The organism is Gordonia sp. NPDC003504 (assembly GCF_053587995.1).
The window spans coordinates 759,786-784,295 of sequence record NZ_JBSFPC010000001.1 but is presented as its reverse complement, the minus strand read 5'-3'; the positions used below and the strand labels follow the sequence as shown (position 1 = coordinate 784,295).

The following is a 24,510-nucleotide window of genomic DNA, read 5'->3' as shown; positions in this document are numbered from 1 at the left end:
AGGTCCGGGTGGGTCTCGCTCAGCGATGCCAGGACCCGAGCACGATCATCGTCTTCGTGCCGGTCGCCTTGCCGCCTCGCCGCAGGTGGTTGATCACCTGCTGCAGATGGCTGTGGTCGCGGGCGCGCACCTTGACGAGCATGTCGGGGTCGCCGGCGATTGTGTAGACCGCCTCCACCTCGGGGATCTGCGTCATCTCGGCCATCATCTCGTCCGGTTGGGAGTTGCCGACGTAGCGGACCTCGGTGAAGGCCTCGACGGGGCGTCCGAGCGCGGCGTGGTCGACGGTCGCGGTGAAACCGGTGATGACATTCTGTGCGCGAAGCCGGTCGACGCGCCGTTTGGTGGCGGCCACCGACAGATTCACCCGTGATGCGAGATCCGAGAACGTCGCCCGACCGTCGTCGGACAGCAGCGCGAGCAGGTGGAGATCAACGTCATCGAGCTGGACCATGCGCAATAATCTATCGCGAAGATCGTCCCTGTGACAAAGATTTGCGTACTCGTCGCTATTTCGCGCCAAGTCCTTGTGCAGGACCGCGCCGCGCCAATAGCGTCCTGCGCCATGACATCACAGACATCGACCACTGGATTCCTCACCGCGCTGCATGATCGCGACTTCGAGCAGATCGTGCTCTGCCGCGACCCCGAGGTAGGTCTCGAATCCGTTATCGCCGTGCACGATACGACGCTCGGACCGTCATTGGGTGGTGTCCGGATGCGTTCCTACGCCTAGCCCGCGGACGCCGTTGCCGATGCGATGAACCTCGCCCAGGCGATGACCTACAAGGCGGCCCTCGCCGGAGTGCCACTCGGTGGCGGCAAGAGCGTGATCAACATCGATCCGCGAGTGGCCAATCGGGACGAGGTGCTCATCGCCCACGCCAAATACATTGCCTCACTGAATGGCCGGTACATCCCCGGCGTCGACATGGGCACCTCGGTGCGCGACCTGGAATTGATCGGCCGCCACGTACCCGTCGTCTCCAGTCAACGCGGCGACCCGTCGTACTTCACCGCTCGCGGCGTGGTCCGCAGCATCGAGGTGGCCCTAGAGGCCTGCGGCCGGACCGTCGCCGGCGCCCGGGTGGCGGTGCAGGGACTCGGCAACGTCGGCCTGCACGTCGCGCGGATGCTGACCCAGGTCGACGCGCAGGTCTTCGGCGCCGACATCGATGCCGACCGGATGCATCGCGCCGTCGACGAGATCGGAATCATCGCAGTCGATCTGGAGGATGTGTTGCAGCTCGACGTCGATGTCGTGGCGCCGTGTGCCGGTGGTGGTGTCATCGACGGGAATGCGGTCGGCGCGCTGCGTGCTACCGCGCTCGTCGGTGCGGCCAACAATATGCTGAGCGCCAATTCCCTTGCGGCCGAACTCCGTACACGCGGCATCATCCACGTCCCCGACTTCGTCGCCAACGCCGGCGGACTGCTCGCCGTCGAGGCCGAGGTACGCGACGACGAGACCGGGCTCACCGAACGGGTCGACGCCATCGCCGACACCGCCCGTGAGGTGCTCAATCGCTCGACGGCGGCCGGCACCGACACCGTCTCGGTGGCGCTGACGATGGCAGGAGAGATCGTCGAGGCCAACCGGAAGCACCGGCCGTACTTCCGGACGGAGTGAACGTCACCGGTTATCGGCGGCGTCGTTGATCACGACGTCCAACAACACGATCACCGACAGCGGCGAGACGAGCACGACCAGCAGGCAGGCCCACAGCGGCCAACCGACGGCCGCCAACACCGTGGCCACGACCGGCGATGTGCACATATATGCCCACGGAATCACGTTGTCCCGCCGAACATCGAGGATCGGACCCGAGGGAATGACGAAGTACGTCCACCACAACGAGAACGAGATGAGCACGCCGGCGGCGAGCGCGACCACCGATTCCACCGTCCGTCCCTGTGCGTTCGATATCATCTGGGCGGCAGCCAGAGCGCCGGTGATCGATTCGCCGATCGCGATGATGGCGAGCAGGCCGTAACGCTCGGCGATGTGGTGCGCATGCCACGGAAAGCCGCCGCCGCGTCGGCGGTCGTTGAACTCGGCGATGACCGGTCCGCCCAAATCGAGGATCCAGATGATCACCAGCCGGACGAGCGCAGCGGTGAACGACAGTGGTAGCAGAATCCATGTCACCCAACCGATCTGGGCGATCCGCCACGGCCTCTCCTTTTTCGGCGAAGTTTATCCATATGGCGGATGCATCGTTCGGAGCCGGCCGGACCGGGTCGGTGCGGGCGAATCGGGTCAGGGCGTGTCGGCGCCCAAGGGTACGGCGGGACCGACGAAATACTGCTGCCCGTCGAATGACGCGGGCAGCCCGGCCGCGAGATATCGGCCGATTCCGGGTTGATCGAGTTCGGCGAACAGCGGATTCCTCGCGAGCTCACCCGACGCGACGACCTCGTCGAAGCTGCGGTACCGCTGCGACAGCACCGATGATCCGGCCAGTGCGGCGGCGACCTCGTCGGTCGAATGGTCGGCGAACCACCTGCCGAACAACGCGTTCAGCACGGCTCGGTGGGTGAAGCGATCGGATTCGGCGGAGAAGTCGACGCCGAGCGACTGCTGGAGGGAGTCGACGACCGCCTCCGTTCCGGTGATCCGGACCAGGTCGCGGAAATGGCGGCCGGTAAGCGCGACGAGCATGAACCGGTCACCGTCGGCGGTCACCACATCGGTGCCGTAGGTGCCGTACACGTCGTTGCCGGTGGCCGGGCGGGACTGCGAATTGACCTGCGGTTCGGTGAGATAGCCGAGTGTACCGGCGATGGAGAGGGCGGTGTCCGCCAGCGGCAACCGAATCCGGCTGCCCACTCCGGTCTGTTCACGGCGCCGGACGGCGGCGGTGATCGCCAGCGCCGCATAGAGTCCGCACACCACATCCCACGCCGGGAGCACGTGGTTGACCGGGCCGTCGTGGTCGAGGGGGCCGGTGATCAGTGGGAATCCCAGTCCCGCATTGACGGTGTAGTCGACGGCGGGGGTGCCGTCGGAGCCGCCGAGGAGTTCCAGGGTGATGACGTTGGGTCGCAGTGCGGCCAGGGTGTCGTGGCTCATCCAGTCGCGACCACCCGCGTTGGTGACGAGAATGCCGCCACCGGAACCGGATTCGGTGACGAGCCGCTGGACCAAGGCCTGCCCGTCGGGTGATCGCAGATCCGCGGTGACCGACTTCTTGCCCTTGTTCAGTCCGGTCCAGTAGATGGAGGTGGTGCCGTCATCGGTGAGTGGCCACCGATTCACGTCGGCGGCCCCGCCGATGGGATCGACGCGGATCACCTCGGCACCCAACTGGGCCAGTGTCAGCCCGCACAGTGGGGTGGCGACGAAACTGGAGACCTCCACCACGCGTACACCGGCGAGCGGACGGACATGGGAATCGGGCGACGTCATTGTCAGATCTCCTTGATTCTCAGACGGATTCAACGATGGCGGCAAATCCCTGACCGCCACCGATACACATGGTGACCAGGCCGCGACCGCCGCCACGGCGATGCAACTCGTGTAGCAGCGTGGTGGCAATGCAAACGCCGGTGGCGCCGATCGGATGACCGAGCGAGATGCCGGAGCCGTTGACATTGAGCCGGGCCTGATCATTCCATTTCCAGCGCTCCAGCACGCGCAACAACCGGACGGCGAATGCCTCGTTCAGCTCCACCAGGTCGACCGATTCGGGAGGTGTGGCCGCGGAGTCGAATCCGCGTCGGCCGGTGGCCGGAACCGGGCCGGCCCCCATCCGGGACGGATCGCATCCGCCGCCTGCACCATCATCGCCGCGGTCGCCAGGGCCTGCAGGCCACCACCGCAGCGACGATCGCGGCCCGCCGAAGCTGTTGCGCGCTCACATGAACCGCCCGCCGGTGACCTCCATGACCGTGCCGGTCATGTAGGACGACAGATGGGTGGCCAGGAACAGTGCCACCGTGGCCACCTCGGTGACCTCACCGGCGCGGCCCATCGGGATCTCGGCCATCTTCTGATCCCACGCCTTCTGCGGCATGGCCTCGGTCATTGCCGACCGGATCAGGCCGGGCTGGATCGCGTTGACCCGAACACCATGATGGGCAAGCTCTTTGGCGGCGGCCTTGGTCATGCCGACGATGCCGGCCTTCGCGGCGGAGTAGTTGGTCTGCCCGACCATGCCGACCTTGCCCGACAAGGACGAGAGGTTGACGATGGCGCCGCTCTTACGTTCCCGCATGATCGCGGCGGCCTTGCGGGTGCCGTTCCAGGTGCCCTTGAGGTGCACGTTGATGACCTGATCGAACTGCTCCTCGGTCATGTTCCGCATTGTCGCGTCCCGGGTGATACCGGCGTTGTTGACCATGACGTCGACCGGGCTGAACGTGTCCGCGGCGGCGGCGAGAAGGGCGTCGACCTCGTCGCCCTTTGTGACGTCGCAGCGCACGCCGATCGCGACCGACGGGCCGCCCAGTTCGGCGGCGGCCTTCTCGGCGGCCTCGGCGTTGACGTCGCCGATGACGACGCGTGCACCCTCGTCGACGAACAGTTGGGCGATCGCGAAGCCGATTCCCTGTGCGGCGCCGGTGATCACGGCGGTCTGGTTGTTCAGAAGTGGTCCGGGCATGGGTGGGTCCTTCGGGGTTGCGGTGGTGTGCGGGTGGTGGGGTTCAACGACCGACTGGCGGGATCTACTTGGACGCCGCGCGAATCAGGTTGCCGCCGATGATGAGTCGCTGGATCTCGCTGGTGCCCTCGTAGAGGCGAAGCAGGCGGACCTCGCGGTAGATGCGTTCGACCGGGACCTCACGCATGTAGCCGGTGCCGCCGTGGATCTGGACCGCGAGGTCGGCGACCTTCCCGACCATCTCGCTGCAATAAAGTTTCGCGACCGACGGTGCGGTTCGGCGGTCCTCGCCGGAGACATATTTGGCGGCGGCGTCGCGGACCAGTGCGCGGCCGGCCATCACGCCGGTTTGCTGATCGGCGAGCATCGCCTGCACCAATTGGAAAGAGCCGATGGGCTTTCCGCCCTGGGTGGCACTGGCGGCGTACGCGACCGACTCGTCGAGCGCACGCTGCGCCGCGCCGACCGCGAGAGCCGCGATGTGGACGCGTCCGCGGGCCAGGGTGGTCATAGCCGCCTTGTAGCCGGCTTCCTCCTTGCCGCCGACGAGGGCCGACGCCGGGACGCGGACACCGTCGAAGGAGACATCGGCGGTCCACGCACCCTCCTGGCCCATCTTCTTGTCCTTGACGCCCACCTCGACACCGGGTGTGTCGGCGGGGACGAGGAACACCGCGATGCCGGTGCCGGATTCGTCGGCGGGACGGGTGCGGGCGAACACGATGAACAGATCGGCGATGGGGGCGTTGGTGATGAATCGCTTCTGTCCGTCGATGACCCACTCGTCGTCGTGGCGGACGGCCTTGGTGCGCAGACCCGCCGGATTGGAACCGGCGCCGGGCTCGGTCAGCGCGAACGATGCCACCACCTCGCCGGAGGCGATGCCTTCGAGCCACTGCTTCTTCTGCCCGTCGGTGCCGAAGTTCACCAGCACCTGCCCGGCGATGCCGTTGTTGGTGCCGAACATCGATCGCAGCGCGAGGCTGGTGTAGCCGAATTCCATGGCGAGTTCGACGTCCTGGGTGAGGTCGAGGCCGAGGCCGCCCCATTCCTGCGGTATCGCATAGCCGAACAGCCCCATCTCGGCGGCCTGTGCGCGCAGGTCGTCGGGGATGGCGTTGGTCTCCATGATCTCGGTTTCGCGGGGCACCACCTTGGTGCGGATGAAGTCGTGGACGACCGCGCGGATCTGCTCGAAATCGTCGGCGCCGACGGCGGGGGTGTGTGGCTGAGTCGTGACTGACATGACCCGAAATTATCAAAAAGGTTGCGCGCAAACCAGATGGACTAGAAAAAGGCCTGCAAGACTTCGCCTGTGCGGCCAAGAGTTGATAATCTATACGCGTCGCCTACCAGCAACGGAAGAGAGACCATGACCCGCGCGGAACCGCATCACGCCACCGGCGACTCCTCGTCGCCGGCGTCCCTGTCTTCGGTCTCCTCGTCCTCGGTCTCCTCGTCCTCGGTCTCCTCGTCCTCGGTCTACTCGTCCTCGGTGCTCAAGCAGACCGCCGCCAAGGAGATCCGGCGACGGGTGTTCTCCGGCGAGATGAAGCCCGGGACCAAGGTCGATCAGGACGCGCTCGCCGATCGGCTCGGCATGAGCAAACTCCCTGTCCGCGAAGCGCTGATCTCCTTGGCCGGCGAGGGGATCATCGAGACCATTCCGCGGCGCGGTGCCTTCGTCGCCGACCTCGCACGCGAGGACATCCGGGATCACTACTGGATGCTCGGCGTCATCTCCGGGCTGGCCGCCGAACGTGCATCGATGAACCTGACCGACGACGAACTCGCCGAACTGAGCGCGCTGGCCACCCGGATGGAGTCCGCCGACGACCTCCTGGCGTTGGAGCGCCTCAACTTCGGATTCCACCGGGTCGTCAATCTGGGGGCGCGGTCGCGGCGGCTCGTCGCCGAACTGCGGCTCCTCAGCGGAGCCATCCCGGACGGCTTCTTCGACTCCCATCCCGAGTCGGTCGCATCGTCGTTGCGCGATCACCGTGAGATCGTCGATGCGCTCGCGAGCCGGTCGCCGGGGATGGCACGCACCCTCACCGAGGGGCATTTCCTGCGTGGCGGTCACCGTGCGGTGGCGTTGCTCGAGGAACGCGGCTTCTGGGCGTGAGTGGCGGCATGGCAGATCAAGAATGCAGGGAGATCAAGAATCAACAGTGCCGTGCGGGCGAACATCCGGGCGGTGTCGGAGATCGGCGGCGTTGGCCGCTTCTTCCATCGTCGACGGCCGTTCGACGCCGAGGATGGTGAACAGTCGGTGGAGTTCGGAGTAGTCGTCGTCGCTCATGTTGCCGCTGTTGGTCTCAGCTTCCGATGAAATACGGCGATTCACCGCGTCGACGTCGAACGCCTCGGGATCGAAGGTGTCGGCATGTTCGCCGAGCCAGTCCCGATACTCGTGCTTCGGATCGGCCTTGACCTCGAGGACGACCGACAGATGACGGTGAGACGCCGGCACGGTGGTCAGCGCAACGACAAGGCGACGTCCGCGTGTCGGCGATACTGCTGGTAGACGTCGGGTCTGGGGTCCGCGCTGATCAGTGTGGACCCGATCTCCCAGTCGGGCAGATCGCCGGTGAGCGCCCAGGCGGCCTGGCGGGCGGCGCCGAGCGCCACGTACTCGCCGTCGGCGGGCAGGACGATCGATCCCCCGAAGAGTCCGGGGGCGATCGATTGCACCGCGCACGATTTGGTGCCGCCGCCGATCGTGATAAACCGGCGCAGCGCGATGCCCTGGGCCTCGATCTGTTCGCGGCAGTACACCAACGAGCACAGCAACCCCTCCACGGCGGCTCGTGCGATGTTGGCGGGCAGAAAGTTGGTGGCGGTGATCCCGCCCAGGTTTCCGGTGGCGTCGGGCAGGTTCGGTGAGCGTTCACCGCCCAGGTAGGGCACCATCGTCAGGCCGCCGGCTCCGGACGGCGCCGACTGCGCGAGGTCGGCGAACGTCGCGAGGTCGACATCCAGTGCTCGCGCGGCGGCGGCCAGTACCGGCGCGCCGTTCAGCGTGCACACCAGGGGAAGGTGTCGTCCGGTGGCGTCGGCGAATCCTGCGACGAGGCCGTTCGCGTCGTGGGGTGCCACCTCGGTGACGGCGCTGACCACCCCCGAGGTGCCCAGCGACACGATGGCGTCGCCCGGTCCTGCGTGCAAACCCAATGCGGCAGCGGCATTGTCACCCGCACCCGCGCCGAGCAGGGATCCGGTCGACGTCCGTCCCGCGGACTCCGCGGGACCGAGGACCCGGGGCAGCGCGGGGGTACGCCCCCGAAAAGCCATCGCCAGGATGTCCTTTTGGTACTCGCCGGAATCGGCGCTGAAATAGCCGGTGCCGGAGGCGTCGCTGCGATCGGTGGTGAGTGTCGCGATGTCACCGGTGCCCGACAGCCGCCACGTCAGCCAGTCATGGGGCAGGCACACCGCGGCGGTGGCGTCGGCGTGTTCCGGTTCGTGGTCGGCGAGCCACCGCAGTTTGGTGGCGGTGATCGAGGCCACCGGGACGACGCCGATCTGCTCGGCCCAGGAACCTGCCCCGCCGAACTCCCCGATCAACTCCGCTGCAGCGGGTGCGGATCGGGTGTCATTCCACAACAACGCATCTCGCACCACCGCACCGGAGTCATCGAGACACACCATGCCGTGCTGTTGTCCGGCCACCGACAGTGCCGCCACGTCGTCGATGCCGCCCGCATCGGAGATCGCCCTGCACAACGCATCCCACCATCGATCGGGATGGACGGTGGTGCCCTGGGGGTGCGGTGCGCCACCCATGCGGACCACCACCCCGGTGTCGGCGTCGCACACCACCACCTTGCACGACTGCGTCGACGAGTCGACGCCGGCGACCAGCGTCATGACAGCAACTCGGCGAGAGTGGCGCGAGCTCCCTTGCTGCGCAGTGATTCCAGCGCCCAGGAGTAGGGCGCGGTGAATGCCTCGCGGGTGCCGAGATCGCCGAACAATGACTGCTCGGAGAGGAAGGCAAGGGGATCGTTGCGGGATTGCCGGGCCAGCGGGACAAGCCGATCGGCGATGGGGTCGTCGACGTCGATGGGTTCACCGTTCTCGTCGACACCTTCGGCATAGCGCGTCCAGCACGCCACCACCGCGGCCGCGAGATCCACCGAACCGCCGGCGTCGAGGCGATCGCGGATCACCGGTACCAGCCACTTCGGAATCCGATTGGACGAGTCCTGACACAGTCGTGCAATCGTGTCGGCGACAGCGGGATTGGCGAATCGTTCCAGCAGGGTGTCGATGTAGGTGTCGACGTCCACATCCGGCAGTGGCGCGAGCGTCGGCTTGCCCTCCTCGGACATGTAGCGGCGCAGCAGTGTTCGCAGATCAGGGTCAATGGCAGCGTCGTGGACGTAGCGGTACCCCAGGAGATACGCGAAGTAACAGAGTGCTTGGTGGCCGGCGTTGAGCAGCCGCAACTTCATCAGTTCATACGGTTCCACATCGTCGACGACCTGCACGCCCACCGTCTCCAGAGGTGGTCGTCCGCAGGCGAAGTCGTCCTCGAGCACCCACTGGGTGAACGGCTCGGCCACCACCGGCCAGCGGTCGATGATGCCGGTCCGTGCCACCACCTCGTCGGCGAGATCCGGTGGGGTGGCCGGTGTGATCCGATCCACCATCGAGTTGGGGAACGTCGTGTGCTCGGAGATCCATTCCGCCAGAGCGGGATCACGCAGCCGGGCGTAGGCGAGGAAGGTGGCTCCTGCGACGTGGCCGTTGCCCGCGATGTTGTCGCACGACATCACGGTGAAGGAGTCGATTCCTCGGTCGCGGCGGCGGGCGAGAGCCTCGGTGACCAGGCCGAACACCGTTGTCGGAAGCCGCTTTCCGGTCAGGTCGGCCACGATGTCGGGATTGGCTGCGTCGAATTCTCCGGTGACCGGCGAGAAGTTGTATCCGCCCTCGGTGACGGTGAGCGACACGATACGGGTGGCCGGATCGGCCAGCGCCTCGATGACGGCCTCGGGATCGTCGGGGGCGTAGAGGTAGTCGACGATCGACCCGATCACCGATGTCTCGACCTTTCCGTCGGGATGCTTGAGGGTCAGGGTGTAAAGGCAGTCCTGTGGTAGCAGCGCATCACGCATGCGGGCGTCGGCGGGTCGTACACCGACGCCGCGGATTCCCCACGACGGATCGTGGGAGAGCAGGCGGTCGAGGTACATCGCCTGATGGGCGCGGTGGAATCCGCCGACCCCGAAGTGGACGATCGATGCGGTGACCCTGCCTCGGTCGTAGTCGGGGATGGGCACCCCGGTGATGGTGGGGAGGTTGTCGGCGCTCAGCGCGGTGCTCACGATTCGGCCTTTCGGGATGTGTCCGGGGTGTCGGGGTGATGTGAGATCTGTGGGTGGACAACGGCTTTGATCATTCCGGCCATCCGATCGGAGTTCAGTGCCGCCTCGGTGTCGTCGAGTCCGTAGTGTGCGGTGACCATGGCGTCGAGATCGACGGCCCCCGACGAGATGAGGGCGAGTGCCGTCGGCCAGGTGTTGGCGTAGCGGAACACTCCGGTCAGCACGATCTCGCGGTTCTGGATCAGCGACACGGGTAGTTCCATGGTGTCGGCACCCATGCCGACCAGGACGGCCCGGCCACCCGGGCGCAGCGCCGCGAGTCCGGCACGCACCGCGGCGGGGGCGCCACTGGCATCGACGAAGGCGTCGACGGGCTCGACCTCGTCGTCCGGGGACACCGCCAGCGTGGCGCCGAACTCCGCGGCGCGCGAGCGTCGATCCGCATCCGGTTCGCTCACGACGATTCGTGATACCCCGGCCGCGCGGGCCACTTGCGCGCACATCAGGCCGATCGGTCCGCCGCCGGCGATGAGCAGGGAGTCGCCGATCCCGACGTGGGCCTTCGTGATCGACGCGATTCCCACCGACAGGGGTTCGAGGAGTGCGGCCGCCTCGTCGCTCACCTCGTCGGGGATGTCGTGCGCAAACGCCGAACCGATCGTGACGAACCCGGCGAGCGCGCCGTCGACGGGGGGAGTGGCGAAGAACCGCATGTGCGGACAGAGGTGGTAGTCGCCGCGCAGGGATTCCGCGGTCGTGGGGTCCGGGCGCTGGGGCTCGATGGAGACGCGCCGGCCGATCCGACCTGGGTCGACGTCGGCTCCGACCGCGGTGATCACGCCCGAAGCCTCGTGTCCGAGGATCAGCGGTTCGGTGACGACGTGTTCGCCGATCCGGCCGTGGCGCAGGTAGTGGGTGTCCGAACCGCACACACCCACCGCGCTGACCTGCACCAACACGTCGCCACGTGCCGGAGTGGGGATCGGCCGATCCTCGGTGGTGATGGTGCGCCCGGGGGTCAGAACCGCCGCTCGCATGGTGCGGCCGGTTGCCTCACGTTGATCGGTAACTGTTGCGTAGCTCACATCGAGGATGTTAGCGTACTGAGCACATTTACCGCTAGTGAGCAGATGCTCACGAAGGCTGATAGGACGGAATCACCGCCGATGGCATCTCGTAAACACACAACCGAGACGGTGCGTTCGGCCACCGATACCGGCCAGGACCTGCGGCTGCTCGTGCGTGCCGCGACCATGTACCACCTCGAAGGCCTCACCCAGGCCGACATCGCCGCCCGGCTCGGCGTGTCACGACCCACCGCCGGCCGACTCATCCAACGGGCCCGCGCGCAGGGCCTTGTCCAGGTCAGCGTGACCGCCCCGGCACACCTGTCGGCATCGATCCACACCGACCTCGAACGACGTGTGGAGGAGGTCTTCGGACTCAACGAGGTCCTCATCATCGACGAGGAGGCCGACGGATCGGCGTCGGGCAACGCGGCACTCGGGCGCGCCGGTGCGTCGGTGGTGGCACGCCGAATCCAGGCATCGGATACCTTCGGTTTCACCTGGGGCCCTGAGCAGGTGGCCACCGCCGACGCCATGGGCGGGGCATCGAGTTGCCAGCGGGTGGTCCAGATGGACGGATCGATGACCTCGGTGGACTATCACACCGGCGTCGACCACGCCCTGGCGCGATTCTCCGAACGCCTGCACGCGCAACCGCTGCGGCTGGTCGCCCCGCTCTTCGCCGATCCGGAGACCGTGATCGCTCTCAACCGGGATTCGATTCTCTCGCAGGCACTCTCCGCGGCGCGCGGCGCCCAGGTGATGCTGTTCGGGGTCGGCTCGGTGTCCACCTCGACGACCCTGTTCGAGGGTGCCTACATCGATGCGATCGTCCTCGACGAACTCATCGCCCTCGGCGCCGTCGGCGAGATCGGCGGCCGGTTCTATGACAAGGACGGCGCTCCCGTCGAATCCAGTCTGGTGCAGCGGACCGTGTCGGTCCCGCTCGAAGCGATCCGGGCCTGTCCCACGGCAATTCTCATCTCCGGTGGAACCCACCGCCGGGAATCGATTCTCGGCGCCCTCCGCGGCGGCTACGCGACCATTCTCGTCACCGACGTCACCACCGCGGAATGGCTTGTCTCACAACAGGAAGGTCAACAGTGAGATATTCACGACGACGTCCGGGCGCGACGGTGCGCCGGACCTGGCGGCACGGGCGTGCGGCCGTGACGGCCGTCCTCGCCGCGGTGGCACTGACGGCCACCGCCTGCGCGGGCGCGGGCTCGCTGACCGGCGGCGGGGATCGTGAGATCACCGTCGCAATGGTCTCCAATTCCCAGATGCAGGACGCGGTCTCGCTCTCGAGTCAGTTCGAGGAGCAGAATCCCGGCGTCAAGGTCCGCTTCGTCACCCTGTCGGAGAACGAGGCCCGGGCCAAGATCACCGCATCGGTGGCCACCGGCGGCGGCGAGTTCGACGTGGTGATGATCAGCAACTACGAGACCCCGATGTGGGCCGAGAACGGCTGGCTGGTCAACCTCACCCCCTACATGGACGCCGACCCGGGCTATCAGGCCGACGACTTCATCCCGACTCTCAAAACCGCACTGTCATACCAGGGTTCGATGTACTCGGCGCCGTTCTACGGCGAGTCATCGTTCCTGATGTACAACAAGAAACTGTTCCAGCAGGCTGGGGTGAGTTTGCCCGCGGACCCGACGTGGCCGCAGGTCGCCGAGGCCGCCCGCAAACTGACCACCGACACCACGGCCGGTATCTGCCTGCGCGGCAAGCCCGGCTGGGGTGAGGTCCTCGCACCGCTGAACACGGTGATCAACGCCTATGGTGGCCGCTGGTACGACGAGGACTGGAACGCACAGCTCACCAGTCCGCAGGTGGAGGCGGCCGTACAGTTCTACGTCGACACCGTCCGCAAATACGGTGAGGCCGGCGCATCGTCGTCGGGCTTCCAGGAGTGCGGAAATCTGATGTCGCAGGGGCAGGTGGCGATGTGGTACGACGCCACGTCGGCGGTCTCGGTGCTGGAAAGCCCGGACACCTCCACCATCGCCGGTGATGTCGGCTACCTGCCGGCACCGCGAATGGCCAAGAGCGACAACGGATGGCTCTACACCTGGTCGCTGGGCATCCCGACCAGCAGCAGTCATCAGGACGAGGCGTGGAAGTTCATCGACTGGATGACCAACCGCAACTACATCGAGCACGTCGCCGACACCCTCGGCGCCACCCACATCCCGCCCGGCAGCCGCCTGTCGACCTACCAGCTGCCCGCCTACCAGGAGATCTCGAAACCATTTGCCGCCCAGACACTGCAAGCGATGCAGGCGGCCGACCAGCAGAAGCCCACCGCGGACCCGGTGCCCTATACCGGAATTCAGTTCCTGGCGATCCCGGAGTTCCAGGACCTGGGAACCCGCGTCAGCCAGCAGATCTCGGCCGCGATCGCCGGACAGATCAGCGTCCACGACGCCCTCGAACAGGCGCAGCAGTACGCCCAGGTCGTGGGTAAGACCTACCAGAGGGAGCAATAGCGATGGCCACCGCAGTATCGACCCCCGGGCCGCAGACCGACACCGGCGATGATGCGCCGTTGACGTCGCGACGCGACCACATCAGTCGCGCCGAAGGCTGGCGCCGCCGCGGTCCACTCCTGCCCGCGCTGATCTTCATGATCGTGGTCACCCAGATCCCGTTCGTGTTCACCCTGTACTACTCCACCCAGTCGTGGAATCTGGTCCGACCGGGTTCGCGACGATTCGTCGGACTCGACAACTACGGCGCCGTGTTCGCCGACATGCAGTTCTGGCGGGTCACCCTCAACACCATCGTGCTGATCGTCGGCACCGTCATCGTGTCGGTGGTCCTGGGGTTGATCTTCGCACTGCTGCTGGACCGAAAGTTCCTGGGCCGCGGGGTGGTTCGAACCCTGCTGATCACGCCGTTCCTGGTGACGCCGGTGGCCGCCGCGCTGCTGTGGAAGACCAGCCTGCTCTCACCCACCAACGGCCTGGTCAACTGGGCGTTGAGTCCGTTCGGAATCCACACCGACTGGCTCTCGGAATTCCCGCTGATGAGCGTGATGGCCGAATTGGTCTGGCAGTGGACACCGTTCATGATGCTGCTCATCCTGGCCGGCCTGCAGTCGATGCCGCGTGACATCCAGGAGGCCGCCCGGGTGGACGGAGCGACCAGCGTCCGGCTGTTCCGGGAACTGACGTTGCCGCACCTGCGGCGGTTCATCGAACTCGGCACCGTGCTGGGCGCGATCTACCTCGTCAACACCTTCGACGCGGTGTACATGATGACCTCCGGTGGTCCCGGGGTGTCGAGTTCGAACCTGTCCTACTACATCTATCAACGCGCCTTCCTCGGATTCGACATCGGACAGGCCGCAGCGATGGGCGTGGTCACCGTGATCGGCACCATCGTCGTCGCATCACTGGCCCTGCGCCTGATCTTCAAGAGTTTCACCGGAACAGAGGAGCCGGCCTGATGAGCACCGACATCCGCCCCGAAGCGACAACACCCGCGTCCGCCGGACACCTGACCCCCGACGACATCGAACGCCGCCGCGACCCGCGGCGGATGGCACTGACCACCATCACCTGGATCCTCGCCATCGGCTTCTTCTTCCCGGTGCTGTGGATGGTGCTGACCGCGTTCAAACAGGAGAGCGACGCGGCCACCAACCCACCGACGTTCATCTTCACCCCGACGCTGCAGCAGTTCCGCGACGTCTTCGACGCGGGAATCGGTACCCCGCTGCTCAATTCACTGTTCGCGACCATTGCCTCCACCATCCTGGTGCTGGTACTGGGTGTGCCCGCGGCCTTCGCGCTGTCGCTGCGACCGGTGCGCAAGACCAAGGACGCCCTGTTCTTCTTCATCTCCACCAAGATGCTGCCGATCGTCGCGGCGATCATCCCGCTGTATGTGATCGTCGGCAAGATGGGCATGCTCGACAACATCTGGACACTCGTGATCCTGTACACCGCAATGAATCTGCCGATCGCGGTATGGATGATGCGGTCCTTCTTCCTGGAAGTACCCGGAGAACTCCTCGAAGCGGCCAGCATCGACGGAGCGAGCCTGTGGACCTCGGTGCGCGAGGTGATCCTGCCGCTCATCTCACCCGGAATCGCCGCCACCGCACTGATCTGCGTGATCTTCTCGTGGAACGAGTTCTTCTTCGCCGTCAACATGACCGCCGTCAACGCCCAGACGATGCCGGTGTTCCTCACCGGATTCATGTCCGGCCAGGGACTGTACTGGGCGCAGCTGTCGGCGGCGTCGGTCCTCGCCGCACTGCCGGTCGTCATCTGCGGGTGGATCGCCCAGAACAAACTCGTCCGCGGCCTGAGCTTTGGCGCCATCAAGTAGATCCGTCGTCCACCTCTTCACCACAACGGTTTTCATCAAGGAGAACACCATGGCTTCCATCACCTACGACAAGGCGTGCTGCGTTTACCCCGGCGCCGACAAACTCGCCGTCGACTCCCTCGACCTCGACATCAACGACGGCGAGTTCGTCGTCCTGGTAGGCCCCTCCGGTTCGGGCAAGTCCACCGCACTGCGGATGCTCGCCGGGCTCGAGGAGATCGACTCCGGCCAGATCCGCATCGGCGGTGACAACATGGTCGGCGTCGCGCCCAAGGACCGCGACATCGCCATGGTGTTCCAGAACTATGCGCTCTATCCCAACAAGACCGTCGGCGAGAACATGGGTTTCGCACTGAAGATGCGGGGCGTGCCCACCGAGGAGCGCAAGCGCAAAGTGGCCGAGGCGGCCAAGTTGCTCGACCTGACCGACTTCCTCGACCGCAAGCCGGCCAAGCTCTCCGGTGGTCAGCGACAGCGAGTTGCGATGGGCCGCGCCATCGTTCGTGAGCCACAGGTGTTCTGCATGGACGAGCCGCTGTCGAACCTCGATGCCAAACTGCGGGTGCAGACCCGCACCCAGATCGCCGCGCTGCAACGGCGGCTGGGTACCACCACCGTCTACGTCACGCACGATCAGGTGGAGGCGATGACCATGGGCGATCGGGTGGCCGTCCTCAAACACGGTGTACTGCAGCAGTTCTCCACGCCCACCGAACTCTACGATCATCCGGTCAACGCCTTCGTCGCCGGCTTCATCGGCTCACCCGGCATGAATCTGTTCACCGCCCCGGTCGACGCCGGCGACATCACCATCTCGGGAGCGTCCATCGACATCGACGCACAATCGCAGGCGGCACTGCGCAAGGCGGGCCTGTCGTCGGTGATCGTCGGTATCCGACCCGAACATCTCGCGCTCTCCGACGACGATCGTGGCCTGTCGGCGGATGTCGCGCTGCTGGAGGAACTGGGCAGTGAGACCTACGTCTATGCGAGTCTCGCCGATCAGTCGGTACGCAACCTCGACGGTGAACCGATGGTGCTCGTCGCGCGCTCGCACGAGCGGGCCCCGGCCAAACGTGGCGAGGGAGTGCGCCTGCGCCAGGCCGATCGGGCGGTGCACCTGTTCCACCCGCAGACCGGTGACCGCATCGGCTGATGCAGGTGTCAGTCCCGCGGCCGGCGATAGACGAACGACCCAACCTGTAGGTAGGACATCCGTTCTGCCAGATGGGTACTCAGTCGGTTGGCCGCGTCGAAGACGTGGGCATCGGCGCCGATCACCACCCGCTGCCGTCCCCGGAGCGTCGCATCGACCATCCGGCGGGCCGCGCGCTCCGGGTTCATCGCGAAGCGTCGCGTGAGGGCCTCACTGGTGCCGAGGGAGCGGGCGGCGTCGCGGACCAGTCCGGTCCACACCGTTCCGGGTAGCGCGGCGGTCACGGTGACCTTCGAACGTCCTCGAAGGTCTTGGGCCAGGCCGTAACTCATCAGGGCGACCGCGGCCTTGGAGGCCCCGTAGATCGCCGTGCCGGGGAACGGTGTGATCGCCGACAGACTCGAGGTGTTCATGATGACCGCGCCGTCGGGACGCTCCTCGAGGCGTGGCAGGAAGGCACGGCACATCCACAGCGTGCCGAAGAAGTTGATGCGCAGGATCTGCTCGGCGGTGTCGGCGTCGACCTCGGTCACCGTCGAAACCGGTTGTGGGATACCGGCGATGTTGAACAGTCCGTCCACCCGGCCGTGCGCGACGATCACCTCGTCGGGGAATGCGGCGATCGCGTCGGCGTCGCCGATGTCGAGCACATGGGTTGCAAAGCGTGACCGGTCGCCGATGAGCAGCGAGGTCTCGGCCAGTCCGGCGTCGTTGCGGTCGGCACCCACCACGAACCCGCCGCGGCGTACCAATTCCTGTGCCACGCAACGCCCGATGCCGCTCGCGGCTCCGGTGACGACGAACACTCGCCCGGCAGCGTCCACATTTACCCCCCTGCGTCGGATGTCCTGTCTTCTGGCCGGGGCTCCGTCGGTTCCGTCCCGATACGACGGCTCCCCGTATCCGATGAGCAGGATACGGGGAGCCGTCGTAGTGGATGGGCGGTAATGACCGATCAGTGAGAAGTGGCGGGAGACTTCGCCTCCGCACCACTGACCACCACGCCCGACGGGACCGGCTGCGGTCCACGCTTGGGGATGAGCAGCGTGATCGCGGCGCCGACGAAGGCGGCCAGAGCGCCCACCAGGAAGCAGAGCTTGAAGGTGGTGTGCGTCGGGACGTCGCTGCCGGCCATCGAGATCGTCGAGGTGGTCAGCAGTACGGCCATCACCGCCGACGAGATGGTGGTGCCGATCGAGCGCATCAGGCCGTTGAGGCCCACGGCGGCACCGGCTTCGGTCATCGGCACCGCGCCCATGATCAGCGTGGGCATGGCCGCGTAGCCGATGCCCACACCCGATGCGGCGATGATCGAGGCCAGCATGAGCTGCCACGGCGAGTTCATCAGGAACATCGCGATCAGATATCCGCTGCCGAGCACGGTGGCGCCGATCGCCAGGGTGTACTTGGCGCCGATCTTGTTCATCAGGGTGCCCGAGACCGGTGCGAAAACCAGCATCATCAGACCGCCCGGAGCCATCCAGAGGCCGGCGTGCAGCAGCGACTGCCCGAGTCCGACACCGGTTTCCTTCGGCATCTCCAGCAGCATCGGGATGACGATCGACTGGGCCATCATGCCGAAGCCGATGGCGATGGCGGCGATGTTGGTGAGCAGCACCGCCGGACGGGCGGTGGTGCGCAGGTCGACCAGCGGGTCGGTGGTGCGCAGTTCGAAGAAGCCCCACGCGACGAGGACGACCACGCCGGCGATCAGCAGGCCGAGGGTCTTGCCGTTCGCCCAGCCCCAGTCATTGCCCTTGGAGATCGCGATCAGTGCGGCACACAGGCCGATGGCGAGGCCGATGGCGCCGCCGATGTCGAGGCGACCGCCGACCGCGTCGGAGACATTCGGGACGACCACCACGACCAGCGCGACGACCACCGCGGACAGGATCGCCGAGATCCAGAACAGTCCGTGCCAGTTCCAGCTCTGCGCGATCCACGCCGACAGCGGCAGACCGATGGCGCCGCCGACGCCGAGGGTCGCACTCATCGCGGCGATCGCCATCGAGGTGATCCGGGGTGGGGTGACCTCACGCATGAGGCTGATACCGACCGGGATGAAGCCCATGGCCAGACCCTGGATGGCGCGGCCGGCGATCATCGGGATGACCGAGGTGCTCAGGGCGCACACGATCGATCCGATGACCAGCAGGACGGCGCTGGCCAGCATCACGCGGCGTTTGCCGAACATGTCGCCGAGCCGACCGGCGATGGGCATCGCGACGGCCGCGGCGAGCAGCGTCGCGGTGATGACCCACGACGCGTTGGATCGTGAGGTGCCGAGCAACTCGGGTAGTTCGGGCTGGATCGGGATGACCAGCGTCTGCATCAACGATGCGATCAGACCGCCGAAGCACAGCACGACGACGGTGGCGATCGCCGCACCCTGCGACGAACCGTCGCGGGGGGTATCGGCGTAGGGGACCGGATTCTCTGTTCCCGGCGAAGAATTCGCGTCGGACATAACACCTCCTTGGCTATGTGTAGGATACATATGTACCGTACATAATCAAGTCGGCGGTACGGCGCCGCGACAAATCGGACATCATGGACCGAACATCATGGACCGGGGGTCGGAGAATGGATGACGCGAACGTGGACGATGACCATGCGCCGTGGCCGTCGCCGCTGTATCGCGACATCGTCGAGGAACTGAGTAGGCTGCACCGCCGCAAGGGGCAGTACCACGTCGATTCGATCCTCGAGGCCTCGGCGTTCGCCATCCTGCTGGTGCTCTCCGATGGGCGGCCCCGCACCCTGCGGAACCTCGCCGAGGACCTCGACCTCGAACAGTCGACGGTCAATCGTCAGGTCAACGCGGCCATCAAATTGGGCTACCTGGAACGCTTCGAGGTCGAGGGTTCGTTGAGTCGGATGGTTCGCCCCACCGATGCCGGACACCAGGCGTTCGTCCATGACGGCATGCTTCGGGTGCGGCGCCTCGAGCAGGTCTTCGCCGATCTCGCACCCGGCGAGCCCGACGCGCTCCTGCGAGAGCTGCGGGCATTCAATGAGGCCTACGATCGCGCACTGCGCTCCGAGGCCCGCACCGACGGTGATCACCGCCGACACGGATGACCGAGTCGCACAGCGGGCATGACACGAGAGGGGTCGTGATGGGGACGTATGTCGTGACCGGTTCGGCATCCGGGATGGGTGCGGCGGTGGCAGAGTCGCTGCGCGACGCGGGGCAGTCGGTGATCGGCGTCGACCGTGACGCCGCGGACGTGGCGGCCGACCTGTCCACCGAGGAGGGGCGACGCGCCGCCATCGACGCGGTCCTCGAGAGATCTGGCGGCGAACTCGCCGGCGCGGTGTTCGCCGCGGGTGTGGGTCCCGCACGTGATCGCGAACGCGTCATCGTCGAGGTCAACATGGCGGGGGTGACCGATCTGCTGGAGGCATTGCGGCCCGCACTTGCCGCGTCCGACAAGGCGAAAGTCGTTGTCTTCGGCTCGAATTCGACGACGGCCACACCGTTCGTGCCGGCCCGCGCGGTGCGCGCCTTGCTTTCTGGCGACCGCGAACGTGCGACGGCCATCCTCCGGCGGCGTGGACCGATGCTCTCGGGCCCCGCGGCGTACGCGGCATCGAAGATCGCGGTCACCCGGTGGTGTCGCGTGCACGGGACCGGTCCGGATTGGGCCGGTGAGGGCATTCGCGTCAACGTCATCGCGCCGGGCCCGGTGATGACCCCGCTGCTGAAATCGCAACTCGACGGGCCGTCGGCGAAGAACGTGCGCTCCTTCCCGGTTCCGGTGCGCGAGTACGGAACTCCCGATCAACTCGCCCAGTGGGTGATGCTGATGCTTTCTCCCGCAGCCGATTTCATGTGCGGCACCGTCGTCACCGTCGACGGTGGGACCGAAGCACTTCTGCGGGGACGGGATTGGCCACGGGCGGTGCCGCTGCACACGGTGCCGAGGGTGCTGTGGCAGATGTATCGCGCACCCAAGAAGGGGCAGGTCGCGCAGTACTGACTCGGGCCCCGTCGAGTGGGCGCCCATTTCCGTCGAGTGTGCGTCGAATTGCGTTGAGTGTGCGCTGCGCTGCGTCGAGTGTGCGTTTCAGTCCTGGTCGTGCGGCCAGTTGCCCTGCGTGATCAGCTCTTCGAAGTTCTTGATGAGATGCGGATTCAGGTCGGTCTCCACGGCCTTCTCGTAGTCGCCGTCCCACTTGGCGAACCAGGAATCGTCGCGCTTCATCAGGAAGATGGGCCAGCCGTGGGTGATGTCGAGTTCGTCGAGGTAGAGGTCCGTCGAACCGTCCTCACGCATGTACCAGTACTGCTTGCCCGACTGCTCGAACGCTGCCACCTCGTCGGCCGTCACGTAGTACTCGCCATCTGATTGCTTCATGCCTGCGATCGTAGTGATCGTCACCCTCGATTGCGGATCGATCCGGGCGACCCGTTTAATCGAGACCGCACAGCCGATCAGGAGGAGAACGTCCATGACCGAGGTACTGATCGATGTCAACGCACTGACCGAGGAGATGCTGTCGGACCGGCCACCGGTCATCCTGGACGTGCGGTGGCAACTCGGGCGCACCGACGGTCATGAGCAGTACCGCGAAGGTCATGTGCCCGGTGCCGTCTGGGTGGATCTCGACACCGAACTCGCCGATCCGCCCACACCCGAGGCGGGTCGCCACCCGCTTCCGTCGCTGTCGCGATTGCAGGAGGCGGCACGCAGGTGGGGTGTCGACGACGCGTCGCCTGTGGTCGTCTACGACGACATCGGCAATCTCGCATCGGCACGGGCGTGGTGGTTGCTGCGCTGGGGTGGTCACTCCGACGTGCGCATCCTCGACGGCGGGCTCGCCGCGTGGCGGTCGGCCGGACTGCGCCTGTCGACCGGGGACACCGCACCCCGCCGCGGCACGATCACGCTGCGCGCCGGCGAACTGCCGAGCGTCACCATCGATGAGGTCGCGGCGTTGTCGGACCGGTTGTGCGCCGACGACGCGGCGGGCGACGCGCTCGTCGATGCGCGCGTCGACGAGCGGTACCGCGGTGAGGTCGAGCCGATCGATCCCCGGGCCGGCCACATCCCCGGGGCGGTGAACGTACCGACTGCGGGCAACCTCACCTCCGACGGGCACTTCCTGTCGGCGGCGGACCTGCGTGCCCGGTTCGCGGCGAACGGCATCACCGACGGGAAACAGGCCGTCGTCTACTGCGGATCGGGGGTCAACGCGGCGCACGAGATCGCCGCACTGGCGGTCGCCGGGATCTCCGGGGTGCTCTATCCCGGGTCGTGGTCGCAGTGGTCGGCCGACCCCGACCGTCCAACTGCAGGGGATTCGATAACCTGATGTGACATCCATCACCTTCATGTGCACGATTGGCCATGTGTTTCGACTAACAACTGGGCGCGGCATGCCCACCGATCAAGAAGCGATCGACAATGCCGCCGGACCGACCCCATGACCACATGATCGACAACCAAGGAGTGGCAAAGAGTGCGCGACTTCCACTGCCGTAAATGCGGCCAACAGCTGATCTTCGAGAACTCGCTCTGCCTCAACTGCGAGAGCCAGTTGGGATTCCACCTGCCGTCCCGCACGATTCAGGTGCTCGACGACAACGAGACGGCAACCGTCGACGATGTGCCGGTGGCCCGGTGTGCGAACGCACCGGTGGCCGCCTGCAATTGGCTCGTCGCCGTCGGCGACGATCTCCCGGCACTGTGCGAATCCTGCCGTCTGACCCGTACCCGGCCGGAAGACAGTGACACCAAGGCGATGGAGGCCTTCGCCGAGGCCGAACTGGCCAAGCGGCGCGTCATCGTCGAACTCGACGAACTCGGCCTGCCGATCTTCGGCAAAGACCAAGACCCCGCCGTCGGCCTCGCCTTCGACCTGCTGTCGAGTGCCAACGAATCGGTCATCACCGGCCATGCCGACGGTGTGATCACCCTCGATCTCGCCGAGGGCGACGACGTCCACCGTGAGCAACTGCGTGTCTCGATGGACGAGCCGTACCGAACCCTCATCGGACACTTCCGGCACGAGATCGGGCACTTCTATCAGATGGTGCTCGTCGGGAACGGCCCCAACCGCGCCCGCTACGAGGAGCTTTTCGGCAACCCGGACGACGATTATCAGGCCGCGCTCGACCGTCACTACAACGACGGCCCGCCGGCGAACTGGGAGGACGACTACGTGTCCTCCTACGCCACCATGCATCCGGCCGAGGACTGGGCCGAGACATTCGCGCACTACCTGCACATCCGTGACACGCTCGACACCGCGGCGGCGTTTGCGCTCGCGCCGGCCGGTGCGACCCTGGACGCGGACCTGCCCGGCCAGGTCGGTTTCGACCGGATCATCGAATGGTGGCTCCCGCTGACCTGGGCGCTGAACCAGATCAACCGGTCGATGGGTCATCAGGACCTATATCCGTTCGTGCTGCCGCCGAAGGTTCTGGAGAAGATGGAGTTTCTGCACGAGCTGATCACGCCTGACGAGTGATCGAGCCCAGGTGGTCCGAGTTCACCCCGGTCGCTTCGATCGGGGTGAATTCAATTCTGGGACAAGAGAGCGGGCGGTGGCGCGTTTGAGTGTCGGCGTTTCGCCCCGGGCCGATCTCGCTATCCACAGGTGCTGTCGTTGTTGTTCGCCGAAAAGATCGCACCGGCATTGGGCTGGGTGCCACCGAATCGCAGGTAGACCAACTCACGATCACCGCGGGTCAAAACCTTGGCGGGTGCGACGTCGTCGGGTGCAATCGAGTGGTTGTGCCCAAGTCTCCCTCGACCTCGACTGAGGAGTGCGCAGGGAGAAGTCGATGAGAAATGGATTGAGCTGGCGTGAAGTTTCATTGGTTTCTTCCCACCAACGGCGGTGACGGACGCAGCGTGGTCGGCGGCGGCCACGGACTGGCGGCCGAGGCGTCGTCGCGCGCGGCGACGGTGCCCTACCTCGGACAGATCGCCCGCAGCGCCGAGCAGCTGGGATTCGAGGCGGCGTTGACGCCGACCGGAGCCTGGTGTGAGGACGCGTGGGTGGCCACCGCCATGCTCAACAGCCTGTCCGAACGGCTGAAGTTTCTCGTGGCCTTCCGCCCGGGTGTGACCGCTCCCTTCCTGGCCGCGCAGATGGCGGGGACTTTCCAGAACCTGTCCGGCGGCCGGCTGCTGCTCAACGTCGTCACCGGTGGGGAAGATGCCGAGCAGGCCATGTTCGGCGACTTCTCCACCAAGGACGAGCGGTATGCGCGCGCCGACGAATTCCTCGAGATCGTGCGACGCCTGTGGACCGGGGAGACGGTGAACTTCACCGGAAAGTACCTGTCGGTGGAAAACGCGACACTGCACCAGATTCCGGACCCGGTACCGGAGATCTACTTCGGTGGCTCCTCGCCCGCCGGCATCGCGGTGGCCGCCAAACACGCCGACGTCTACCTCACCTGGGGTGAACCACCGGAGGCGGTGGCCGAGAAGATCGCGCGGGTCCGGCGCGCCGCGGAGGAACACGGCCGGGAACTCGTCTACGGCATCCGCCTGCACACGATCGCCCGCGACACCTCCGGGGAGGCGTGGGCGGAGGCGAATCGCCTGCTCACCCACATCTCCGCCGACGACATCGCGCGCATCCAGTCGGGCCTCAAACGCTCGGCATCGGTGGGACAACAGCGAATGTTGGCTCTCAACAACGGTTCCAAGGACAATCTGGAGATCTATCCGAACCTGTGGGCGGGTATCGGCCTGGTCCGTGGCGGCGCGGGTACGGCGATGGTCGGGTCGTACACCGAAATCGCCGACCTCATCGAGGCCTACCACGAGGTCGGTATCGACGAATTCGTGTTGTCCGGGTACCCGCATCTCGAGGAGTCGTATTGGTTCGGCGAGGGCGTGCTGCCGGAGTTGACCCGCCGTGGTCTCTGGCAGCACCCGGCTCCGCCGAACGTCCGGGCCGCATCCGTGCCCTTCGGTGCGCAGGCCCCCGTCTCTGCCCGGACCGACAGCCGCCCGGCCACGGCGGTGTCGGCATCATGACGA

25 protein-coding genes and 1 pseudogene are annotated in these 24,510 nt (G+C 66.2%); 13 read left to right on the top strand and 13 right to left on the bottom strand.

Annotated features, from left to right (window positions below; translation table 11 throughout):
• Positions 1-19: 19 nt before the first annotated feature.
• The gene (locus ACWDPV_RS03485) at positions 20-454 is read right to left on the bottom strand and encodes an Lrp/AsnC family transcriptional regulator (protein WP_449741763.1); all 435 of its coding nucleotides are present in this window, start codon (positions 452-454) and stop codon (positions 20-22) included.
• 111 nt (positions 455-565) lie between these two features.
• On the opposite strand from ACWDPV_RS03485, the gene ACWDPV_RS03480 reads away from it, so the two are divergent.
• Together ACWDPV_RS03480 and ACWDPV_RS03475 are read left to right on the top strand one after the other, a co-directional pair.
• A complete protein-coding gene (locus tag ACWDPV_RS03480; protein WP_449741762.1) occupies positions 566-736 on the top strand; it encodes a hypothetical protein in 171 nt (56 codons plus the stop codon).
• Positions 737-760: 24 nt separating this feature from the next.
• Entirely contained in the window at positions 761-1,630 is an 870-nt protein-coding gene (locus tag ACWDPV_RS03475; protein WP_449741761.1) for a Glu/Leu/Phe/Val dehydrogenase dimerization domain-containing protein, read from the top strand.
• A 3-nt stretch (positions 1,631-1,633) separates the two neighbouring features.
• Here the strand turns inward: ACWDPV_RS03475 and ACWDPV_RS03470 are convergent, their stop codons facing one another.
• The 5 genes and pseudogenes from ACWDPV_RS03470 to ACWDPV_RS03450 form a co-directional block, all read right to left on the bottom strand.
• Entirely contained in the window at positions 1,634-2,158 is a 525-nt protein-coding gene (locus ACWDPV_RS03470; RefSeq protein WP_449741899.1) for a low temperature requirement protein A, read from the bottom strand.
• Positions 2,159-2,260: 102 nt separating this feature from the next.
• Positions 2,261-3,409, bottom strand: a complete 1,149-nt coding sequence (locus ACWDPV_RS03465) for a CoA transferase (RefSeq protein WP_449741760.1) — start codon at positions 3,407-3,409, stop codon at positions 2,261-2,263.
• Positions 3,410-3,428: 19 nt separating this feature from the next.
• Positions 3,429-3,779: pseudogene (locus tag ACWDPV_RS03460) on the bottom strand (acetyl-CoA C-acyltransferase); the annotation flags it as partial.
• 78 nt (positions 3,780-3,857) lie between these two features.
• A complete protein-coding gene (gene fabG / locus ACWDPV_RS03455) occupies positions 3,858-4,604 on the bottom strand; it encodes a 3-oxoacyl-ACP reductase FabG (RefSeq protein WP_449741759.1) in 747 nt (248 codons plus the stop codon).
• Positions 4,605-4,668: 64 nt separating this feature from the next.
• Positions 4,669-5,850, bottom strand: coding sequence for an acyl-CoA dehydrogenase family protein (locus ACWDPV_RS03450; RefSeq protein WP_449741758.1), 1,182 nt, complete (start codon positions 5,848-5,850; stop codon positions 4,669-4,671).
• A 126-nt stretch (positions 5,851-5,976) separates the two neighbouring features.
• On the opposite strand from ACWDPV_RS03450, the gene ACWDPV_RS03445 reads away from it, so the two are divergent.
• The gene (locus tag ACWDPV_RS03445) at positions 5,977-6,729 is read left to right on the top strand and encodes a GntR family transcriptional regulator (protein WP_449741757.1); all 753 of its coding nucleotides are present in this window, start codon (positions 5,977-5,979) and stop codon (positions 6,727-6,729) included.
• Between the two features lie 33 nt (positions 6,730-6,762).
• Here the strand turns inward: ACWDPV_RS03445 and ACWDPV_RS03440 are convergent, their stop codons facing one another.
• Genes ACWDPV_RS03440 through ACWDPV_RS03425 form a run of 4 tightly spaced genes read right to left on the bottom strand, consistent with a single transcriptional unit; the run spans position 6,763 to position 10,974 of the window.
• Positions 6,763-7,077 (bottom strand): hypothetical protein, encoded by a 315-nt coding sequence (locus ACWDPV_RS03440; RefSeq protein WP_348809928.1) that lies wholly within the window; start codon positions 7,075-7,077, stop codon positions 6,763-6,765.
• A 5-nt stretch (positions 7,078-7,082) separates the two neighbouring features.
• Positions 7,083-8,474: an FGGY family carbohydrate kinase gene (locus ACWDPV_RS03435; RefSeq protein WP_449741756.1), complete on the bottom strand. Its 1,392-nt coding sequence runs from the start codon at positions 8,472-8,474 to the stop codon at positions 7,083-7,085.
• Complete coding sequence (locus ACWDPV_RS03430) at positions 8,471-9,937, bottom strand: mannitol dehydrogenase family protein (RefSeq protein ID WP_348809930.1); 1,467 nt, start codon at positions 9,935-9,937, stop codon at positions 8,471-8,473. Before ACWDPV_RS03430 ends, ACWDPV_RS03435 begins: the two co-directional genes overlap by 4 nt.
• Positions 9,934-10,974, bottom strand: a complete 1,041-nt coding sequence (locus tag ACWDPV_RS03425; RefSeq protein WP_449741898.1) for an NAD(P)-dependent alcohol dehydrogenase — start codon at positions 10,972-10,974, stop codon at positions 9,934-9,936. The genes ACWDPV_RS03430 and ACWDPV_RS03425 overlap by 4 nt, the downstream gene beginning before the upstream one ends.
• Before the next feature lie 129 nt (positions 10,975-11,103).
• On the opposite strand from ACWDPV_RS03425, the gene ACWDPV_RS03420 reads away from it, so the two are divergent.
• From ACWDPV_RS03420 to ACWDPV_RS03400, 5 genes are all read left to right on the top strand, one after another.
• Positions 11,104-12,111, top strand: a complete 1,008-nt coding sequence (locus ACWDPV_RS03420) for a sugar-binding transcriptional regulator (protein ID WP_348809931.1) — start codon at positions 11,104-11,106, stop codon at positions 12,109-12,111.
• A 62-nt stretch (positions 12,112-12,173) separates the two neighbouring features.
• A complete protein-coding gene (locus ACWDPV_RS03415) occupies positions 12,174-13,499 on the top strand; it encodes an ABC transporter substrate-binding protein (RefSeq protein ID WP_449741755.1) in 1,326 nt (441 codons plus the stop codon).
• A 2-nt stretch (positions 13,500-13,501) separates the two neighbouring features.
• A complete protein-coding gene (locus tag ACWDPV_RS03410; RefSeq protein WP_449741754.1) occupies positions 13,502-14,461 on the top strand; it encodes a carbohydrate ABC transporter permease in 960 nt (319 codons plus the stop codon).
• The gene (locus ACWDPV_RS03405; RefSeq protein WP_449741753.1) at positions 14,461-15,348 is read left to right on the top strand and encodes a carbohydrate ABC transporter permease; all 888 of its coding nucleotides are present in this window, start codon (positions 14,461-14,463) and stop codon (positions 15,346-15,348) included. The genes ACWDPV_RS03410 and ACWDPV_RS03405 overlap by 1 nt, the downstream gene beginning before the upstream one ends.
• A gap of 49 nt (positions 15,349-15,397) precedes the next feature.
• Complete coding sequence (locus ACWDPV_RS03400) at positions 15,398-16,504, top strand: ABC transporter ATP-binding protein (RefSeq protein ID WP_449741752.1); 1,107 nt, start codon at positions 15,398-15,400, stop codon at positions 16,502-16,504.
• A gap of 8 nt (positions 16,505-16,512) precedes the next feature.
• On the opposite strand, the gene ACWDPV_RS03395 is transcribed toward ACWDPV_RS03400, so the two are convergent.
• Both ACWDPV_RS03395 and ACWDPV_RS03390 read right to left on the bottom strand, forming a co-directional pair.
• The gene (locus ACWDPV_RS03395; RefSeq protein WP_449741751.1) at positions 16,513-17,328 is read right to left on the bottom strand and encodes an SDR family NAD(P)-dependent oxidoreductase; all 816 of its coding nucleotides are present in this window, start codon (positions 17,326-17,328) and stop codon (positions 16,513-16,515) included.
• A 131-nt stretch (positions 17,329-17,459) separates the two neighbouring features.
• Positions 17,460-18,971, bottom strand: a complete 1,512-nt coding sequence (locus ACWDPV_RS03390) for an MFS transporter (protein WP_449741750.1) — start codon at positions 18,969-18,971, stop codon at positions 17,460-17,462.
• Between the two features lie 116 nt (positions 18,972-19,087).
• Between ACWDPV_RS03390 and ACWDPV_RS03385 the strand changes: the two genes are divergently transcribed.
• Both ACWDPV_RS03385 and ACWDPV_RS03380 read left to right on the top strand, forming a co-directional pair.
• Complete coding sequence (locus tag ACWDPV_RS03385; RefSeq protein ID WP_449741749.1) at positions 19,088-19,585, top strand: MarR family winged helix-turn-helix transcriptional regulator; 498 nt, start codon at positions 19,088-19,090, stop codon at positions 19,583-19,585.
• Positions 19,586-19,623: 38 nt separating this feature from the next.
• Entirely contained in the window at positions 19,624-20,487 is an 864-nt protein-coding gene (locus ACWDPV_RS03380) for an SDR family oxidoreductase (RefSeq protein ID WP_449741748.1), read from the top strand.
• An 87-nt stretch (positions 20,488-20,574) separates the two neighbouring features.
• On the opposite strand, the gene ACWDPV_RS03375 is transcribed toward ACWDPV_RS03380, so the two are convergent.
• Positions 20,575-20,865 (bottom strand): hypothetical protein, encoded by a 291-nt coding sequence (locus tag ACWDPV_RS03375; RefSeq protein WP_348807341.1) that lies wholly within the window; start codon positions 20,863-20,865, stop codon positions 20,575-20,577.
• A 94-nt stretch (positions 20,866-20,959) separates the two neighbouring features.
• Between ACWDPV_RS03375 and ACWDPV_RS03370 the strand changes: the two genes are divergently transcribed.
• The 3 genes from ACWDPV_RS03370 (at position 20,960) to ACWDPV_RS03360 (ending at position 24,507) form a co-directional block, all read left to right on the top strand.
• Positions 20,960-21,823, top strand: coding sequence for a sulfurtransferase (locus ACWDPV_RS03370; protein ID WP_348807340.1), 864 nt, complete (start codon positions 20,960-20,962; stop codon positions 21,821-21,823).
• A gap of 147 nt (positions 21,824-21,970) precedes the next feature.
• On the top strand, positions 21,971-22,981 hold the full coding sequence (locus ACWDPV_RS03365; protein ID WP_449741747.1) for a zinc-binding metallopeptidase family protein: 1,011 nt from the start codon (positions 21,971-21,973) through the stop codon (positions 22,979-22,981).
• 338 nt (positions 22,982-23,319) lie between these two features.
• A complete protein-coding gene (locus tag ACWDPV_RS03360; RefSeq protein ID WP_449741746.1) occupies positions 23,320-24,507 on the top strand; it encodes an LLM class flavin-dependent oxidoreductase in 1,188 nt (395 codons plus the stop codon).
• Positions 24,508-24,510 lie beyond the last annotated feature (3 nt).